The sequence below is a fragment of the Pseudarthrobacter sp. Hb11 genome (assembly GCF_059383655.1).
The window spans coordinates 71,523-89,947 of the sequence record NZ_JBWZCM010000001.1; the positions used below are offsets into that span (position 1 = coordinate 71,523).

16 protein-coding genes and 2 tRNA genes are annotated in these 18,425 nt (G+C 65.5%); 14 read left to right on the forward strand and 4 right to left on the reverse strand.

All coding sequences use genetic code 11. The annotated features are described in order from the left end of the window. Positions 1-7: 7 nt before the first annotated feature. The 3 genes from rsfS (at position 8) to AC50X7_RS00365 (ending at position 854) form a co-directional block, all read left to right on the forward strand. Complete coding sequence (rsfS, locus tag AC50X7_RS00355) at positions 8-409, forward strand: ribosome silencing factor (RefSeq protein ID WP_494977261.1); 402 nt, start codon at positions 8-10, stop codon at positions 407-409. Between the two features lie 115 nt (positions 410-524). After that, positions 525-597: transfer RNA gene (locus AC50X7_RS00360), tRNA-Ala, on the forward strand. A gap of 184 nt (positions 598-781) precedes the next feature. Further along, positions 782-854, forward strand: a tRNA-Ala gene (locus tag AC50X7_RS00365). Between the two features lie 87 nt (positions 855-941). On the opposite strand, the gene AC50X7_RS00370 is transcribed toward AC50X7_RS00365, so the two are convergent. Next, positions 942-2,258: a class I SAM-dependent methyltransferase gene (locus AC50X7_RS00370; protein WP_494977262.1), complete on the reverse strand. Its 1,317-nt coding sequence runs from the start codon at positions 2,256-2,258 to the stop codon at positions 942-944. A 67-nt stretch (positions 2,259-2,325) separates the two neighbouring features. On the opposite strand from AC50X7_RS00370, the gene AC50X7_RS00375 reads away from it, so the two are divergent. The 6 genes from AC50X7_RS00375 to AC50X7_RS00400 all read left to right on the forward strand — a co-directional run bounded on the left by AC50X7_RS00375 (position 2,326) and on the right by AC50X7_RS00400 (position 9,232). Further along, positions 2,326-3,408: an FAD-dependent oxidoreductase gene (locus tag AC50X7_RS00375; protein WP_494977263.1), complete on the forward strand. Its 1,083-nt coding sequence runs from the start codon at positions 2,326-2,328 to the stop codon at positions 3,406-3,408. A 50-nt stretch (positions 3,409-3,458) separates the two neighbouring features. After that, complete coding sequence (locus AC50X7_RS00380) at positions 3,459-4,613, forward strand: class I SAM-dependent methyltransferase (protein WP_494977264.1); 1,155 nt, start codon at positions 3,459-3,461, stop codon at positions 4,611-4,613. A 193-nt stretch (positions 4,614-4,806) separates the two neighbouring features. Beyond that, on the forward strand, positions 4,807-6,009 hold the full coding sequence (locus AC50X7_RS00385) for an ROK family transcriptional regulator (RefSeq protein ID WP_494977803.1): 1,203 nt from the start codon (positions 4,807-4,809) through the stop codon (positions 6,007-6,009). A 107-nt stretch (positions 6,010-6,116) separates the two neighbouring features. After that, entirely contained in the window at positions 6,117-7,469 is a 1,353-nt protein-coding gene (locus tag AC50X7_RS00390; protein WP_494977265.1) for an extracellular solute-binding protein, read from the forward strand. A 3-nt stretch (positions 7,470-7,472) separates the two neighbouring features. Beyond that, positions 7,473-8,354, forward strand: a complete 882-nt coding sequence (locus AC50X7_RS00395; protein ID WP_494977266.1) for a carbohydrate ABC transporter permease — start codon at positions 7,473-7,475, stop codon at positions 8,352-8,354. Beyond that, positions 8,351-9,232: a carbohydrate ABC transporter permease gene (locus AC50X7_RS00400; RefSeq protein ID WP_494977267.1), complete on the forward strand. Its 882-nt coding sequence runs from the start codon at positions 8,351-8,353 to the stop codon at positions 9,230-9,232. The genes AC50X7_RS00395 and AC50X7_RS00400 overlap by 4 nt, the downstream gene beginning before the upstream one ends. Before the next feature lie 43 nt (positions 9,233-9,275). Here the strand turns inward: AC50X7_RS00400 and AC50X7_RS00405 are convergent, their stop codons facing one another. After that, entirely contained in the window at positions 9,276-9,479 is a 204-nt protein-coding gene (locus tag AC50X7_RS00405; RefSeq protein WP_494977268.1) for a hypothetical protein, read from the reverse strand. Positions 9,480-9,887: 408 nt separating this feature from the next. On the opposite strand from AC50X7_RS00405, the gene AC50X7_RS00410 reads away from it, so the two are divergent. Both AC50X7_RS00410 and metE read left to right on the forward strand, forming a co-directional pair. After that, positions 9,888-10,853 carry a methylenetetrahydrofolate reductase gene (locus tag AC50X7_RS00410; RefSeq protein ID WP_494977269.1) on the forward strand — a complete coding sequence of 322 codons (966 nt, stop codon included), beginning with the start codon at positions 9,888-9,890 and terminating at the stop codon, positions 10,851-10,853. Positions 10,854-10,910: 57 nt separating this feature from the next. Beyond that, on the forward strand, positions 10,911-13,250 hold the full coding sequence (gene metE / locus AC50X7_RS00415; RefSeq protein ID WP_494977270.1) for a 5-methyltetrahydropteroyltriglutamate--homocysteine S-methyltransferase: 2,340 nt from the start codon (positions 10,911-10,913) through the stop codon (positions 13,248-13,250). A gap of 52 nt (positions 13,251-13,302) precedes the next feature. On the opposite strand, the gene AC50X7_RS00420 is transcribed toward metE, so the two are convergent. Both AC50X7_RS00420 and AC50X7_RS00425 read right to left on the reverse strand, forming a co-directional pair. Beyond that, positions 13,303-13,806: a DUF2004 domain-containing protein gene (locus AC50X7_RS00420; protein WP_307094849.1), complete on the reverse strand. Its 504-nt coding sequence runs from the start codon at positions 13,804-13,806 to the stop codon at positions 13,303-13,305. A 45-nt stretch (positions 13,807-13,851) separates the two neighbouring features. Then, positions 13,852-14,769 carry a LysR family transcriptional regulator gene (locus AC50X7_RS00425; protein ID WP_307094850.1) on the reverse strand — a complete coding sequence of 306 codons (918 nt, stop codon included), beginning with the start codon at positions 14,767-14,769 and terminating at the stop codon, positions 13,852-13,854. 127 nt (positions 14,770-14,896) lie between these two features. Between AC50X7_RS00425 and AC50X7_RS00430 the strand changes: the two genes are divergently transcribed. From AC50X7_RS00430 to AC50X7_RS00440, 3 genes are read left to right on the forward strand one after another with little or no spacing between them, the layout of a single operon-like run. Continuing rightward, on the forward strand, positions 14,897-16,297 hold the full coding sequence (locus AC50X7_RS00430) for an NAD(P)/FAD-dependent oxidoreductase (RefSeq protein ID WP_494977271.1): 1,401 nt from the start codon (positions 14,897-14,899) through the stop codon (positions 16,295-16,297). Beyond that, positions 16,294-17,019 carry a DUF1365 domain-containing protein gene (locus AC50X7_RS00435; RefSeq protein WP_494977272.1) on the forward strand — a complete coding sequence of 242 codons (726 nt, stop codon included), beginning with the start codon at positions 16,294-16,296 and terminating at the stop codon, positions 17,017-17,019. The genes AC50X7_RS00430 and AC50X7_RS00435 overlap by 4 nt, the downstream gene beginning before the upstream one ends. Next, positions 17,016-18,413 carry a class I SAM-dependent methyltransferase gene (locus AC50X7_RS00440; protein WP_494977273.1) on the forward strand — a complete coding sequence of 466 codons (1,398 nt, stop codon included), beginning with the start codon at positions 17,016-17,018 and terminating at the stop codon, positions 18,411-18,413. The genes AC50X7_RS00435 and AC50X7_RS00440 overlap by 4 nt, the downstream gene beginning before the upstream one ends. Positions 18,414-18,425: the final 12 nt, after the last annotated feature.

Genomic DNA, 18,425 nt, shown 5'->3' on the forward strand with positions numbered 1-18,425 from the left:
GAGTCCCGTGACTGCGTCAGATTCATCCATCAACACAGCCCGCGCCGCCGCCAAGGCAGCTGCGGACAAGATTGCCCAGGACATTGTGGCGCTGGACGTGAGCGAACGCCTCGCCCTGGCAGACGTTTTCCTCATCGCCTCCGCCCCCAGCGAGCGGCAGGTCAACGCCATCGTCGACGGCATCGAAGAAGAACTGGCGAAGCAGGATTTGCGCCCGATCCGGCGCGAGGGCCGTTCCGGCGGCCGTTGGGTCCTGCTTGACTACTCGGACATCGTCATCCACGTCCAGCATGAAGAAGACCGCGTCTTCTACGCATTGGAGCGCCTGTGGAAGGACTGCCCCGTCGTGGACCTCCAGCTGGGCGACGACGCCTCGGCGAAGGCTGCTTCCTCCACCGAGACGGAGTAATTGCGCGGGAACAAGCCGAATATGCCCGATTTGGAATTTTCGGAATTGCTGTTCTAAGATATTTGAGTTGCTTCGGGGAAACCCGAAATAAAAGCTCATCGAGCGGCAATAATTAGGGGCTGTGGCGCAGCTGGTAGCGCACCTGCATGGCATGCAGGGGGTCAGGGGTTCGAGTCCCCTCAGCTCCACCGACTATCCGCCGGAATCATCAGATTCCGGCGGATTTTTGTTTTGTCCCTGTGCCTGGCGGACCGGATTTGATGATAGTGACCGCACGGCCGTGGCAGAAGGCGCCGATTGGCGCACAGCACGAAATTGCATTAAGCTGATCAGGTTGCTTCGGCGGGACATCCTCCCACCGCAGCAAGGTCCGGGGCTGTGGCGCAGCTGGTAGCGCACCTGCATGGCATGCAGGGGGTCAGGGGTTCGAGTCCCCTCAGCTCCACCGGTCATCCTCCCCGCAGGAGGAAGCAAAAAGGAACCATCCTTCGGGACGGTTCCTTTTTGCTTACCCAAGAGTTATGGGACAGGTCTATAGCCATTGCGTCCGGCGCAGCGGAGGCGGGTCACCGCCGGGCCGCTGGACAAGAACCTGGTAGACGCCTGTCAGCCCGTTCTCGAAGCCCAGAGCACTGGACGCCATATACAGCCGCCACACCCTTGCCCGTCCAGGGCTGGTCAGCTTTGCCGCCTGCTCCCAATGTTCCTCCAGCCGGCTGACCCATGCCCGCAGGGTGAGCGCGTAGTGTCGGCGCAAAGCCTCCACGTCCACGATTTCGAAGCCTGCGGATTCCAGGGCGGCGGACATCTCGCCCAGGCTGATCATCTCGCCGTCGGGAAACACGTACCGGGGAATGAACGAATCAGGGTCCGGCGCGGTGGGGCCGGCATTCCAGGAAATGGCGTGGTTCAGCAGTCGTCCGCCGGGGCGCAGCAGGTTGAACAACGCCGCTGTGTAGCGGGGCATCTCCGCGCGTCCCACGTGCTCCGACATTCCGATGGAGCTGATGGCATCAAAGGGCCCATCCTGAATATCGCGGTAGTCCTGCACCCGGATGTCAACACTTTCGGTAAGTCCTGCGTCGGCTGCGCGTTTGCGTGCCATGATGGCTTGCTCCTGCGACAACGTGACGCCAACTACCGTGACGCCGTACTTTCCGGCAGCGTGCAGGGCGAAGCTTCCCCAGCCACAGCCAACGTCCAGCACACGCATGCCGGGCTTGAGGCCCAGCTTGCGGCACACCAGGTCCAGCTTTGCCTCCTGCGCGGCCTCCAGGCCGCGGGCAAGCCGGTGGCCATCGGGAACCAGTCCGTCCTCCTCTTCGGGCCACACGGCGCATGAGTACACCAGCGACGGGCCCAGGACCATTTCGTAGAAGTCGTTGCCCACGTCGTAATGGTGCGAGATGGCGGCGGAATCCCGTCGCCGGGAGTGGAGTCTGCCCTTTCGGGCAATTTGCGCTTCTTCCAGTGGAGGAGCAGGGTTAGGGCCGATGGCTCCCAGCCTCACGGCAGTCCGGACCAGCGTCCAGAGCTCAGCTACGGTGAGCGGCTTGAAGGGCCCCGGTTCTGCAAACTTGCCGGCCGAGCTCAAGGCCGTGAAGGCGGCAAAGACATCCCCCGGCGCGTTAATGTCGCCGGAGACGTACGCCCGGCTCAGGCCCAGCTGACCTGGCGACCAAAGTATGCGCCGCAGGGCACGCCGGGAACCGAACTCCAGCAGCGGTGCTTCTTCCGGCCCGGCTTCTGAGCCGTCCCATGCCCGCAGACGGAGTGGGATGTCATCAGTGCCCAGCACGATGGCAATGGCCTTTGCGAGTCGTGCGGCGTTCCCTTTGCTGGTGGTCATGGCAGTCCTCCCTGTGTCCTTGGGCCAAGACTAAGGTAGGCAGCCCCTGCACGACTATCATGGGTGGGTGAATTCTGCCCGCGCCGACGTAGTGGTCATTGGCGCGGGCCAGGCCGGTCTGTCCGCTGCCTATCACCTTCAGCGCCGGGGGCTGGACTTCACCGTGCTCGACGCCGAGGAAGGTCCAGGCGGTGCGTGGCGGCACCGGTGGAAGAGTCTCCGGATGGCAACCGTCAACGGCATCAGCGACCTCCCCGGCATCGCCCAGCCCGCCGTGGACCCCAGGGAACCGAGCTCGGAGTTCCTGACACGCTATTTCCGTACGTATGAGGAGGAACTGGGCCTGTCCGTCCAGCGTCCCGTCAAGGTAGCGTCGGTCAGCCGCGAAGACACGGACCCTGCCGGCAGGCTGCTGGTCAGCACCTCCGTGGGTGACTGGAGCGCAGCGGCGGTAATCAATGCCACCGGCACCTGGACCCGGCCGTTCTGGCCCATCTATCCCGGGCAGGCGACGTTCCGGGGCCGCCAGCTCCATGTGGCCGACTACGTTTCTGCCGCGGAGTTCGCGGGGAAGCATGTCATCGTGGTTGGCGGCGGAATCTCCGCCGTCGGGCTCCTGGACGAAATTTCGCGGGTCACCTCCACCAGCTGGTTCACCCGGCGGGAGCCGGTGTGGCGGGATGCCGACTTCGACGCCAGGGCCGGCCACGACGCCGTGGCCCTGGTGGAGGAGCGGGTGCGCCAGGGCCTGCCTCCGCAAAGCGTGGTGTCCGTGACCGGGCTCATCTGGACACCTGCCCTCCGTGCTGCGGCAGCACGCGGTGCCCTCAACCGGCAGCCCATGTTCACGGCGATTGAGCCCGACGGCGTCCGGCTGGCAGACGGGCGCTTCCTGGCAGCAGACGTCATCCTTTGGGCCACCGGCTTCCGGGCGGAACTCGAGCACCTCGCGCCGCTGCACCTTCGGGGACCGGGAGGAGGGATCGCGATGGAGGGAACCCAGGTGGCAGCCGAGCCGCGGGTCCATCTGGTGGGCTATGGACCGTCGTCGTCAACCATCGGCGCCAACCGGGCAGGCCGCGCCGCAGTAGCGGCGATTCTGAAGCTGCCGGGAATCAGGCCCACCGCGAGGACGGTAAATTGGGGCTGACGGCGGGAGTCGGACAAACTTTGCAAACAGGACAGGGCGGCAGGGACCAAGTGGCACCACAGACTCTCGAGGACGTTCTTCCGGCACTTCGGCGGCGGCCGGACGTGGAAGCACCCAACCTGCAGGCCTGGGATGCCACCGACCGCCTGCTGCTCGATTCCGCAGCCGCCCACGTGTCTGCCGGAAGCAGACTGACGGTCATCGGTGACCGCTACGGCGCGCTGACCCTGGGTTCCCTTGCAGTCCTCAACCCCGGTACGGTGCGCGTGCACCAGGACCTCATCACCGGCGAGCAGGCGCTCCGCCTCAATGCCGCGGAGGCATTCGGAAGCAGAGCCGAAAGTGGCCTGCCGTTTGTCCAGCTTCCCCTCGGACCCGAACTCCTGGAGGATGCGGGGACCGTCCTGCTGCAGCTGCCCAAGACCCTCGCCGAGCTCGACGAGATTGCGGCGGCAGTGGCCCAATACGCCTCCCCGGACGTGGTGCTCCTGGCCGGCGGCCGGGTCAAGCACATGTCCCTCGGCATGAACGCGGTTCTGGGGCACCACTTCAAATCCGTCACGCCGCAGCTCGCCCGCCAGAAGTCCCGGGTGATCGTGGCCACCGGCCCACAGGGGAGCGGCGCCCCGGAACCATTTCCCGTCGTTGAGCACCTGGCCGAAATCGATCTGGACGTCGCAGCCCATGGTGCCGTCTTTGCCGGATCCAGGCTGGACATCGGCACCCGGTTCCTGCTGACATTCCTGCCGGCCATGCGGCCCGTGCAGCACGCCATCGACCTGGGCTGCGGCACCGGAATCCTTGCAGCGATGTACGCCCGGCAGTATCCAGGCTCAACAGTGACCGCCACGGACCAGTCAGCCGCCGCCGTCGCATCCGCCCGCGCAACTGCAAAAGCGAACGGCCTGTCTGAGCAGATCCGCACTCTGCAGGACGACGCCATGGGCACCCTGCCGGACGGGACCGCAGACCTGATCCTCCTTAATCCGCCCTTCCACGTGGGCGCCGGCGTCCATGCGGGAGCGGGCCTGAAGCTGATAGAAGCGGCCGGGCGGGTTCTGGCGCCCGGTGGCGACCTATGGACCGTCTACAACCGCCACCTTGCCTATCTGCCGGCGCTTGAGCGGCACGTCGGCCCCACCGTTGTGAAAGGCCAGAACCCCAAATTCACTGTGACCCTCAGCACCCGCCGCGGCCCGCGGTGACCCTGCCCGGCGGGCAGGCACGGCAACGGGGGACGGCCGGGCGGCGCTGCGCCGCGCCGTCGGCCGCTCCTATGGGTCTGCGCCCATGCGTAACGTACGATTCAGACATCAGTAACTATGTGCCGGAGACGAAGGGGACGCCGTGACTGAGATCCGCCAATCCTCACCACGACGCGGCACCAACCTGCCCCGGATGGGGGACTTCAACCTCACGGTGATCCTCGACGCCATCCGCAGGACGGCCGGTGGGCTCAGCAGGGTGGAGCTCGCCCAGATAGTCGGTCTTTCGCCGCAGACCATCTCCAACATCTCCCGCCGCCTCCTGGACCAGAACCTCATTGTTGAGGCAGGCAAGGAGGGCAGTGGCCCCGGTAAACCTCGCACCATTCTCCGCCTCAACCCCGGCGGCATGTTCGCCGTTGGCGTCCACCTCGATCCCGCGGTGACCACCTTCGTGGTCCTGGATCTGGTGGGCGCCGTGGTACAGCACTCACGGATCAAGACACCCGGCGGAAATGATCCCGCCGCCGTCATTGCCACTATCGCGGCCGAGATCTCCCAGCTCGTGGCCGATTCCGGGGTGGACACGGACAGGATCGCAGGCCTTGGCGTGGCGGCTCCCGGCCCCATCGACGTGGACAACGGCACCGTGGTTGACCCGCCGCTCCTTCCGGGCTGGGACAGGGTGGAACTGCGCAACGCGCTCTCAGAAGCCACCGGCTACTCGGTCCTGATGGACAAGGACGTCACCAGCGCGGCGGTGGCGGAAACCTGGGCCGGCGGCCCCAGCGGAGCCGGCAGCTTCATCTTTATGTACATGGGCACCGGCATCGGGTGCGGAATCGTGCTGAATGACGAGGTGGTCCGGGGCACTTCGGGCAACGCCGGCGAAATCGGGCATATCGTGGTGGATCCCGACGGGCCCCCCTGCGACTGCGGCCTCCGCGGCTGCGTGAAGTCTTCCTGCATCCCGCAGGTGCTCGTGGCCGAGGCCGAGGCCGCCGGGATCCTGGACGGCTCCCGGTCCGGCAACAGCGGGGCTGAAATCCAGCAGAGTTTCTCCGCGCTGTGCGACCTCGCCGACGAGGGGAATGAACAGGCGCTGGCCATCATCGACAAGTCTGCGCTGCTGGTGGCGCGGGCAGCGTCCGTGGTGACCAACACGCTGGACGTTGAGCGGGTGGTGTTCGGCGGACCGTTCTGGAGCCGCCTTGCCGAACGCTACCTCGAGAAGATCCCGGCGCTGCTCGACGCCAACAGCGACACCCGGCTGATCCACCGTATCGAGGTGGTGGGGACCGGCGTGGGCGAGGATGTGGGGGCTATCGGCGCAGCCTCCCTGGTTCTGGAACACACTCTCGCGCCCCGCGCCCAAAGGCTCCTGCTGGAGAGCTGAGACGGTGGCCTTGCCTGGCGCCGGGCACCGATCTAGCATTTGCGTATTGCCGCGGCTGGGGCCCGCTGACAACGGGGGACCGCAGCCATTGATGGAAATGGAGCACCATGCGTCGGCCGGCCCTGAAGACCATGTCCCTGATCGCTTCCGCACTGATCGTCCTGACGGCCTGCACGCCGGCTTCTCCCGAGGACGGATCGAAGACGCTGAAGGTGGTCTATCAGAAGACCGATTCCTTCACCGCCCTTGAGACGATGTTCCAGGCGGCCAAACAGGAGTTCGAGGCCGCAAACCCGGGGGTCGCGGTGGAGCTGCAGCCCATCCAGGGCAACGACGACGACTACGGCACCAAGCTGGCCCTCGCGCTGAGATCGCCCTCCACCGCGCCGGACGTCTTCTACGAGGACACCTTCAAAGTCCGCTCCGACGTCGACGCCGGCTACCTCCTCAAGCTGGACAGCCACCTCGAGGGCTGGGAGGACTGGTCCAAATTCGACGACGGCGCCAAGGCGGCAGGGCGGGCGGATGACGGCGGGACCTACGCAGTGCCGCTGGGCACCGACACCCGGGCCATCTGGTACAACCGGAAGGTCCTCGAAGCCGCCGGGATCAGCGTCCCCTGGGAGCCGCGCAGCTGGCAGGACATCCTGGACACCGCACGCAAGATCAAGGCGAACGATCCCTCGGTGGTCCCGTTCAACATGTACGCGGGCAAGGGAACTGGTGAAGGAACCGTCATGCAGGGCTTCTACGAACTGCTGTACGGAACCGGGTCCACGCTGTACGACGAGGAAACCAAAAAGTGGGTGGTGGGGTCCGCCGGCTTCAAGGACTCCCTGGCCTTTCTCAAGACGCTCTACGACGAGGGGCTCGCCGTGACGCCGGCCCAGGCACTGGATGCGAACGTCTGGAAGAAGGTGTTCGGCGAATGGTTCCCGAAGGGAAAGCTGGGCGCCACCGTGGAAGGCTCCTACGCGCCGTCGTTCTGGCAGGACGGCGGCAGCTACGAATGGCCCGGGTATGAGCAGGAGATGGGCGTTGCCCCGTTCCCGACGCAGGACGGCCGCGCCCCGGGAGCCGTGAGCATGTCCGGCGGCTGGACGCTGGCCATCGGTGCCGGAACAAAGGAGCCCGACCTCGCGTTCAGCTTCCTCAGCACAGCGATGAACCGGGAAAATTCCCTTGCCTTCACGCTCGACAGCTCGCAGATCGCCGTCCGCAGCGACGTCGCCGACGATTCCGGCTACCAGGCTGGAAACCCGTTCGTGAAGGACGTCTCCGAACTCGTATCCGTTACCCGCTATCGCCCGGCAACGTCCGACTATCCACGAATTTCGGCCGCGGTCCAGGAGGCAACGGAGGCCGTGATCACCGGCGCCCGGGCGCCCGAACAGGCAGCAGCGGACTACGACGCAGCGGTGACGGACATCGTAGGTGGCGACAACACCGTCCGGAAGTAAGCGGTGCCGGCCCAAACCGGGGGACGCGGGCTGCTGCGCTACCTGCCCGTCCTGCCTGCCGTCCTGCTCCTGCTGGTTTTCCTCGCCGGTCCTGTGTTGTGGGCTTTCCACGCGTCCTTCACCAACGCCGGCCTGACAGGCCGCAACGCGCGCAGCCCGCAATGGATCGGGCTGGAGAACTACCAGCGGCTGCTGGTGGATCAGGTGTTTCCCCTGTCGCTGGGGCTGACGGTGCTGTTTCTTCTTGGTTCTGCTGTGCTGGGGCAGAACCTGCTGGGGCTGGCACTTGCCGTCCTCATGCGCCGTGCGCGCCGGACTGTGTCTGCCGTGGTTGGCACAGCGGTGGTCGCAGCCTGGGTGCTTCCCGAGATCGTTGCTGCCTTTGCCGCCTATGCCTACTTCAGCCGCGACGGGACGCTTAACCAACTGCTGGGCGGCCTGGGGCTGGACCAGCCGGACTGGCTCTATTCCTGGCCCATGGCAGCGGTGGTGCTGGCCAACATCTGGCGCGGCACTGCCTTCTCCATGCTGGTATACCGTGCGGCGCTGAACGATGTTCCCACGGAAGTGTCCGAAGCCGCCCAGATGGACGGTGCCGGGGGCTGGCAGCGGCTTGCCTTCATCACGTTGCCCATGATCCGGGGGAGCATCGCCACCAACCTGATGCTGATTACGCTGCAGACCCTCGCTGTCTTCACCCTGATCTGGGTGATGACCGCCGGCGGCCCGGCCAACGCCAGCACCACGCTGCCCATCCTGGCTTACCAGGAGGCGTTCAAGTTTGGCGACATCGGCTACGGGACTGCCGTTGCTACCGTGCTGATCCTCATTGGAGGCGTCTTTGGTGCTGTCTACATCCGGCTGCTGCGGGAGGCGAAGCCATGACCGCGCCCGTAAAAGCGTCCAGGGCTGTGCCTTCCGTCGAAACCCGCGGCCGGAGCCGCGGGCGGTCCCGCACCAGTACTCCCGCAGATGTGTCCCTGCTGCTGCTCGGCGCCTGCTTCGTGCTGCCGCTTTTCTGGCTGGTCCTGGCCTCCTTGGACGCCGAGGCAAGCCACGAAACGAGGGTTCCGGCACAGGCAAGCCTTGAAAACTTTGCCGCCATCATGTCGCCCGGGCTGCTGTTCCAGCCACTGTGGAACAGCCTGATGCTCTCCGCCGGCACGGCCGCCGTCACCCTCGCTGCAGCAGTGCTGGCGGCTTACCCGCTGTCCCGCTACCGGTCCCGGTTCAACACCCCGTTTATGTACGCCGTCCTCTTCGGCACCTGCCTACCCGTGACGGCCATCATGGTGCCGGTGTACGGATTGTTCGTCCAGCTCAACCTGCTGGACTCGATGCCGGCCACCATCTTCTTTATGGCCACCACCACCCTGCCCATGGCCATCTGGATGACCAAGAACTTCATGGACGGCGTGCCGCTGTCCCTCGAGGAGGCTGCCTGGGTGGACGGGGCGTCGAGGATGACCGCGCTGCGCACCATCGTCCTGCCGCTCATGCGCCAGGGCATGGGCGTGGTGTTCATCTTTGTGTTCATCCAGGCCTGGGGCAACTTCTTTGTCCCGTTCGTGCTGCTCCTGTCCGAGGCCAACCAGCCCGCTGCCGTGTCCATCTTCAGCTTCTTCGGACAGCATGGGGCAGTTGCCTACGGCCAGCTGGCCGCGTTCTCCATCCTGTACTCACTGCCGGTCCTGGCCCTCTACGTCATCGTGGCCAGGGGCGCCGGAAGCTCGTTCGCCCTCTCGGGCGCAGTGAGGGGCTGAACTGTCGCAACCGTGCAAGCAACCCGTCCGGTCCCGTGACCTGTCAGTCGATGTCCTCGAAGATCACGCCGTAGGGGAGGCTGTCATCGAGGTGGGCTTGGTGGCCGGTGGAGCCGGGGTTGTAAACAACGCGGACGCCGTGCAGCTTGTCCGCAGCTGACTGCTGAAGGACAGGCTTAACAGTGTTGATGAACATCTCGCTTTTATCGGCGAGAAACTCCTTGTAACTGGCTGGAAGCTCGCTCATGTCAAAAAGGATAGACCCGGGGAGGCCCCTGTGGGGAGGGGTAGATCCGCGGAGCTTGGACGCCAAAAGCGTGGGCCAGGACCACTGCCGGGGCGAACAATGTTCTGCACAGCAACGAAACAAGTCGTAAGACTGCGTCTTAATTCGGCGGGGAACTTGAATGCTTCTCCGGCCGCTCCTAGAGTTCTATACAAGTTACCGCGGTAACGTGTCAGCGATCCTCCGTTGCGGAGGGTGTGGGTGCCCCCATGTGGGCCTGACATTTGCTCACGGACAACTTCATTCCAGGCGTAACAGTCGCGGCTGCGTCCTTGTGGAGTTCTTCCGTGTTCCCCAAACTCAAATTCATTGCCGGTGTCCTGTCACAACTGACAGGCAGCCCTCAATGGCCCAAAGCCAAGGACGCAAATGTCGCCACCCAGCCTTATTGACACACATCCGAACCTCTCCGACGCCGCCCCGGTGGCGCTCTCCTACGAGCTGTTCCCGCCACGGTCGCCGAAAGCCGCGGAAACGCTCTGGACTACCATCCGCGAACTGGAAAGCACCGAGCCGGACTACGTCTCGGTCACCTATGGTGCCAGCGGCTCCAACCGGGACACCGCCGTCGAACTCATCAACCGGCTCCTGCTGGAGACCACCCTCCGGCCGTTGGCCCACCTGACCTGCGTGGGCAACACCCCGCAGGAACTGGCAGGGATCATCGGCGAGCTGCTGGATACCGGCGTGCGGGGCATCCTCGCTCTGCGCGGTGACCTTCCCCAGGACGGCGGTGAACCTGCTGCAGGCTCGCTGCGCTACGCCCAGGACCTGATCGAACTCATCCGCCGCGTGGAGCAGCGCCGGTCGGCACTGCTGTGCGCCGGAAAGATCGCGGTGGGCGTTGCGGCGTATCCCACCCGGCATCCGGAATCACCCAGTGAGGAGCACGACGTCGAGGTGCTGCTCGCCAAGCAGCGTTCCGGCGCCGATTTCGCCATCACCCAGGTCTTCTTCCACACCGACCAGTACGCGGACCTGCTCACCAGGGCCCGCCGTGCAGGGGTTACCATCCCCATCATCCCCGGCGTCATGCCGTTCACCAGCCTCCGCCGCCTGAACCGACTGGGCGAACTGGCAGGCGTGGAACCGGCTCCGGAACTGATGGCGCGCCTCGCCGCGGCAGACACCGACCTCGAACGCCTCCACATCGGTGTCAGCGCCACCGTGGACCTGGCCAAAGCAGCACTGGAAGCCGGCGCCCCCGGCATCCACATCTACACCTTCAACGAGCACCAAAGCGCGCTGGAGGTGCTGGACAAGCTGGCCCTTCCGCGGCGCAGCCGCACCGGCATCCGCCAGGCAACGGCCGCCAGCCGCCAGCTCGCCAGCTGAACACCTCTTCCATCCTCACTGCCGTAGACGCTACGGCCCACATACCTAGGAATTGTCATGCCTGAAAACAGCACACCCGTTACTCCATTCCCCACAGCTTCGGTCCTCGGCTACCCCCGCATCGGCCGCCGCCGCGAGCTGAAGAAGGCCGTTGAGGCCTACTGGGCCGGCAAGATCGACGGCGCCGCTTTGGACGCCGCCGCCAAGGACATCCAGCTGACCACCGCCAGGCGCCTGCAAGAACTCGGCCTCACCGAAGCCGCGGCCGTTCCCGGCACCTTCTCCTACTACGACCAGGTCCTCGACACCACCGCGCACCTCGGCGCAGTCCCGGCCCGCTTCGGCAAGCTCCTCAACGCAGAGGGACAGCTCGACGTCGACGGCTACTTCACGCTTGCCCGCGGCAACAAGGAACAGCAGCCGCTGGAGATGACCAAGTGGTTCGACACCAACTACCACTACCTGGTGCCGGAGATCGGTCCCGAAACCGCGTTCACCCTCGCCTCCACGGCCAAGGTTGACGAGTTCGCCTTCGCCCTGGCCAACGGCATCGAGACCCGCCCGTACATCGTTGGCCCGGTCACCTACCTGCTGCTGTCCAAGGCTTCCGACGGCGCCCCGGCAGGCTTCGCTCCGCTGTCACGCCTCGAGGACATCCTGCCCGTCTACGTCCAGCTGCTCGAGAAGCTTGCGGCCGCCGGCGCCGGCTGGGTCCAGCTCGACGAGCCCGCCCTGGTGGTGGACCAGGACACCCCGTCCGCAGAAATCGAAGCAGCCGTTGCCCGCGCCTACGAGGTCCTCACCGCTGCAGCCAACCGCCCGCAGATCCTGGTTTCCACTCCGTACGGCTCGCTGGACGGCCAGCTCGGCACGCTCGCAGCCACCAACATCGACGCCCTGCACATTGACGTCTTCAAGGGCGCAGTTCCTTCCGCCGCGGCGCTCGCCGGCCTGGGCAACAAGACCTTGGTTGCCGGTGTGGTTGACGGCCACAACATCTGGCGCAACGACCTCGCCGCGTCCGCCGCAAAGCTGGAGGAACTTAAGGCCGCAGCCGGCAGGCTCGCCGTCTCCACCTCCACCTCCACCCAGCACGTCCCGCACGACGCCGCCGAGGAGACGCAGCTCTCCGACCAGCTCCGCAGCTGGCTGGCTTTCTCCGACCAGAAGGCGGCTGAGGTCAAGACCCTCGCGTCCTACCTGGCCGACCCCGCCTCGGCCAAAGCGGCCATCGACGAAGCAACCGCAGTGATCGCCTCCCGCGCCACCGCCGAAGGTGTCCGCCGTTCAGACGTCCGTGCCCGCACCGGGGCCCTGACTGCCGCTGACTTCAGCCGCTCCGAATACGCGGTCCGCGAAGCCGCCCAGGAAGAAGCACTGCACCTTCCGCCGCTGCCCACCACCACCATCGGTTCCTTCCCGCAGACCCCGGAGATCCGTTCGGCCCGCGCCCGCAACAACAAGGGCGATCTCACCAACGAGCAGTACGAAAAGCTCATGAAGGACGAAATCAAGCGCGTTGTGGACCTGCAGGAGGAGCTCGGCTACGACGTCCTGGTGCACGGCGAGCCCGAGCGCAACGACATGGTGCAGTACTTCGCCGAGAACCTCGAAGGTTTTGACGTCACAGTCCACGGCTGGGTCCAGTCCTACGGCTCACGCTGCACCCGTCCCTCCATACTGTGGGGCGACGTCACCCGCAGCGCCCCCATCACGGTGGAGTGGGCCAAGTACGCACAGTCCCTCACCAGCAAGCCCATGAAGGGCATGCTCACCGGTCCGGTCACCATCCTGGCCTGGTCCTTCGTCCGCGACGACCAGCCGCTGGGCGAGACCGCCAACCAGGTGGGACTGGCACTGCGCGACGAAATCGCCGACCTTGAAGCCTCCGGCATCAAGGTCATCCAGGTGGACGAGCCCGCACTGCGCGAACTCCTGCCGCTGCGCAAGGCCGACCACGCCGCCTACCTGAAGTGGTCCGTGGACTCATTCCGGCTGGCCACCGCCGGCGCGGCAGACGCCACCCAGATCCACACCCACCTCTGCTACTCGGAGTTCGGAGTGATCATCGACGCCATCGACGGCCTGGACGCAGACGTCACCTCCATCGAGGCCGCGCGGTCCCGCATGGAGGTTGTGCATGACCTTGAGGCCCACGGCTTCGGCCGCGGCGTTGGCCCAGGCGTTTACGACATCCACTCGCCGCGCGTCCCCGGCACAGGAGAAGTCACCGAGCTCCTGAGCACTGCCGTCAAGCACGTGCCCACCCGCCAGCTCTGGGTGAACCCGGACTGCGGCCTGAAGACCCGCGGCTACACCGAGACCGAGGAGTCCTTGCGGAACCTGGTGGAGGCCACCAAGACGGTCCGCGCCAGCCTGCTGGCAACCGCCGGGTAAGACAACAAAAAGCGGTGGTTGAGCCTGAGGCCCAACCACCGCTTTTGCTTTATCAGGACCAGACGATCTCGTCGTCCACCACGCCGTCCTCGTCGGCTGACGCCACCAGGACCTCGTCGGTGAAATGCTCGCCCAGGGTGAAGTCCATCACGAAGTAGCGCTCAGGCTGGCCAGGGTAGATCCCCACATGGCCAAGCTTCAGTGCCTTCAGGAACACCGCATTGGTGAGCTGGCTGCGCTCCGTTACGCCGAAAACCTTCTGCAGGTGCTCGTCCTTGAGGGCGTTGCAGTGGAAGTGGAGGTACTCCTGGGGGCTGGTTCCTTCCTGCTCCAGCTCCTCGGCGATCATGTCCCGCACCTCATCGACAAGCTCGGGCAGGAAACGCAAACGGTAGTCCACCTTGCGCAGGGCTGCCTCGTCGAAGTGGTCATGGGCGGTGACGTTCAGGTCGATTTCCAGCGGATGGCCGCGTAGTTCATGCTTGGCGGCGATCGAGTGATCCTTGCCGTGGTTGAGCTCGATCTCTCCAAAGTGCTGGCTCGCTACCTTGTTCATACTTTCAACATAGACCCGAACTGCGGTGCATTCCAGCGTTCGGGCCTAATTCACCGCGGTGCGCATGCCAGCGAGAGTTTCTGCCAGCAGGTCGACAAACAGCTGAACCCGGGCGGTTTTCCTGTCATTGATCAGCAGCGCGAATACGTTGCGGGCCAGCCGGATCTCGGGAACGTCGAGCACCACCACGCCCTCGGGCCGGTGCCGCAGTGCCAGTTCGGGAACCAGCGCAGCGCCGAGCCCTGCCGCGGCCATCTCGAGGCTTGCGTGGAAGTCGTCACTGTGGGCCACCACGCGGGGATGCAGGTTGCAGCCCGCGAAGAGGCGTTCGATGACCATGGCATCGCTGGTCCCGGGGTGGTGCATGATCCACGGCATTTCGGACAGATGGTCCGCTGCCACCTTCGCGTCGGACCGGAAACCCCACCCGGCCGGCAGGACTACCCGGAAGTTGTCGTCCCCGATCCACTGCCGGTTGATGGTGTTCGGCCACGCGAATCCTGTCTGACCCACCTGGAAAACCACGGCAAGGTCCAGGTCGCCGCCGGTACGCAGCCCCTGGATGGTTTGGCCGGGTTCCGCCACGGATACTTTCAGGTCAATGCCCAGGTTCTTCCATGCCGGGTTCTTCAGGATCCGGGGCAGGACATAGGTTGCCAGGCTGGGAAAAATGCCCAGCCGAAGTTCCTGGTTGGCCGTGTCCTGGGTTTTGGAGGCAGCGGCCATCAGTGCCTCCATGTCCGTGAGCACTTTGGCAGCGTGCCGGGTCATCACGACGGCGGCTTCCGTAGGTACCACGCTGCGCGCGGAACGTTGGAAGAGGACCACGCCGGTGTCCCGTTCCAGCGCAGACATCTGCTGCGAGACTGCCGAGGCCGTGTAGCCCAGCGTTGACGCGGCGGCCGCGAACGAGCCAAGCCGCGTGACCTCCAGAAGGGTCTTTAGGTGTACCGGATTTACCACCTGCCCACAGTACTCCGCCGCCCAGCGCTCAAGAAGCTGCCGGGCCGGGACCCATCCGCTGCTACTGCTGCCCCGAATTGCCCTCTGTATATCCACCCTTGGCAAATGTTCAGCAGAGGAGCATAAATTGTCACCTGACCCAGCAGTAAACAGAGGCGAAAGACGGCGGGTTGCCGTCGTCGGCAGCGGCGTGGCCGGTCTAACGGCAGCCTACGTCCTCAACCGGCAGGATAACGTCACCCTGTTTGAGGCAGACGCCCGGCTGGGCGGGCATGCCCACACGCACGACATTCCGCAACCGGGCGGGACGGCCATCGGCGTCGATACCGGCTTCATCGTCCACAACGAGCGGACCTACCCCACCCTGCTGCGGCTGTTTACCGAGCTGGGGGTGGAGACCCAGGACTCGGAAATGAGCATGTCCGTCCGGTGCGATGGCTGCGGGCTGGAGTACGCAGGGGCGCGCGATGGCGGCCGCGGAATTATTGCCCGCCCGTCCAGCCTGCTGCGGGGCCGCTACCTGCTGATGCTGCTCGAGGTCACCCGCTTCTACCGCAAGGCACGGGCCCTCCTGCGCAGTGCACCCGTTTCAGCGGTCAGCCCGGACGCCGCCCCGCCTGAGCTGACGCTCGGCGAGTTCCTGGAACGGGAAAACTTCAGCCCGTACTTCATCTCGCATTTCATGACCCCGGTAGTCAGTGCCGTCTGGTCCTGCGACCCCACCACTGCGCTGGCCTACCCCGCACGCTACCTCTTCACCTTCCTGGATCATCACGGGATGCTGGGCGTGAAGGGCTCACCGCAGTGGCGGACCGTCACCGGCGGCTCCGCCCGCTACGTGGAGAAACTTGCAGCCACCCTGTCGGATGTCCGGGTCAGCACCCCTGTCACTGCCATCCGACGCCTGCCGGATGGTGTGGAGCTCGCGACTGAGCACGGGCTGGAAGACTTTGACGCCGTCGTCATTGCCACCCACCCGGCCCAGGCACTCGGGTTCCTGGCAGATGCCACGCCCGCTGAGAAGCAGGCACTGGGTGGAATGCCTTACTCGGTAAACCACACCGTGTTCCACCAGGATACGGCGGTCCTTCCTACGGCCGGCAATGCGAAGGCGTCGTGGAACTACCGCCTGCCGTCGTGCGACGCCCGGCCGGACAAGGTGCTGGTCAGTTACGACCTCAGCCGGCTGCAGCGGCTGGACCCCGTTGGGGGCAGGCCTTACCTGGTGAGCCTGGGGGAGTCTGAGCTGATTGCTGACGACGCCGTGCTGGAGCGCATGGTGTACGAGCACCCGCAGTACACCCCTGAATCCCTGCAGGCGCAGCAGGCGATCGCAGGACTCAGCGACAGCCGCATCGCCTACGCCGGAGCGTACCTGGGCTGGGGCTTCCATGAGGACGGCGCACTGTCCGGCGTCCGGGCGGCGGAATCTTTAGGCCGTTCCTGGAGTCATGCCGTAGCTGGTGATCCGCTCGAGTCCCCGAATGGCGGGAAGCGGGAACTCCTTTCCGCAACGGACTTTTCATGAGCGCGGCCATCTACCGCACGTCAATTTCCCACGTGCGGCGCACACCGTTGAAGAACGCATTCACGTACCGCAGCTACAGCTGGTTCGTGGACGTCGACAGGCTCCCGCGGCTTCCGTTCCTGCTGCGGCCGCTGGCCGTGTTCCGCGCGGGCGACCACCTCGGCGATCCGGACGCCACCATCCGCAGCAACGTGGAACGGTACCTGCAAGCCGAGGGGATAGAGCCCGACGGCGGCCCCATACGCATGCTGACCAGCGCCAGGGTCTTCGGTTACGTCTTCAACCCGCTGACCCTCTTCTGGTGCTACCGGTCCACCGGCGAGCTTGAGTGCGTGGTGGCCGAAGTGCACAACACCTACGGGGAGCGCCACTGCTACCTTCTCCGGACGGATCCGGCCGGGCGGGCTGCAGTCCCGAAAGCGTTCTATGTTTCACCCTTCAACGAGGTGGACGGGCAGTACCGCATGAAGCTGCCCGCGCCGGGGGAGCGCCTCGGGGTTTCCATCGTGCTGGCCCGCGAAGGCCACCGGCCGTTCGTGGCCGCCATGGACGGCACGCGCCGGCCGGCCACGCTAGCAAACATCCTGGCCGCGGCCCTGGCGGTACCGGCCGCACCGCTCCTGGTATCCGCACTCATCCGGGTACAGGGCATCAAACTTTGGGCCCGCCGGCTGCCCGTCGTCGCCAGGCCACACCACCCCTCACAGGAGGCAGTTCAATGACAATGATTGACGACAACCAAGCAGCTGCAATGACTGTCAGGAACAAGGCCAGAGACAAAGCTGCAGGCGAGCTGCAGGAAGCCGCCGCTCACTATGCCGCAGCCTGGACGGCAACTGGCGTGCCGGCGTCGCCCGTCATCATCGATCCGGAGGTATGGCCGGAAGTTGCCCAGCCGCCGTCGGGCCCTAAAGCGGCAGTGGCGGGCAAGGCCGCGGGACTGCTGTTCAAGGGGGCAGTAAAGCGGCTGCCCCTGCGTGTTGAGTACCCGGACGGTACGGTCCTGGGCGCCGGCGGCCTGGATGCCCCCGTGATGGTGATGGTCCGGCCGGAGGCGTTTGAAGTGCGGATCGGCGACAACGGACTGATCGGGCTGGGCGAGTCGTTTATGGCCGGGGACTGGGAGGCCAGCGATCTTGCCGGCGTCCTGGAAGTCTTTGCCGCCTCGGTAGGTACGTTGATTCCCGCGCCGCTGCAGGCCTTGCGCGCCTTGTACCTGCCGCGCACGCCGCGGCAGGAACTGAACGCTGAGCAGAACACCCGCAGCAACATCTCGCGGCACTACGACCTGTCCAACGATCTGTTTTCCACCTTCCTTGACTCCAGCATGAGCTACTCGTCCGCATTGTTTCCGCTCAAAGCCGGACCGCTTTCTGCTGTTGGCTGGGAAGCCCTCGCCGAAGCGCAGCAGGCGAAGATCGACCGGTTACTGGATAAGGCCGGCGTCGGTGCCGGGACCCGGCTCCTGGAGATCGGCACCGGCTGGGGTGAGCTGGCACTCCGGGCTGCGGCACGCGGCGCCACTGTCTACAGCGTTACCCTCTCCAGTGAGCAGCAGGCGCTCGCACAGCAGCGGATCGCAGCTGCCGGTTATACGGACCAGGTGACCGTGGCTCTGCAGGACTACCGTGCTGTGGAGGGGGAGTACGACGCCGTTGTATCCGTCGAGATGATCGAGGCTGTGGGGTACGAGTACTGGCCCATTTACTTCCAGACCATTGACCGCGTGTTGGCGCCCGGCGGGAAGGTGGCCATCCAGGCGATCACCATGCCGCACGGGCGAATGCTCGCCACCCGGAACGCCTACACGTGGGTCCACAAGTACATCTTCCCGGGCGGTTTCCTGCCGTCCGTCCGTGCCATCGAGGGCGTGACGCAGCAGCACACGTCACTGCGGGTCCGGGAACGGATGGGCATGGGCGACCACTACGCCGCCACCCTGCGGCTGTGGGAGGAACGGTTCCTGGAGCAGTCCCGCGAGGTGGAGGAACTCGGCTTCGACGCGGTGTTCCAGCGCATGTGGCTGTTCTACCTGTGTTATTCCCGGGCAGGGTTCCAGTCCGGCTACCTGGATGTGCAGCAGATTGTGCTGGATCGCCGGGAGGTCCAGCTCTAGCAACCAGGTCCC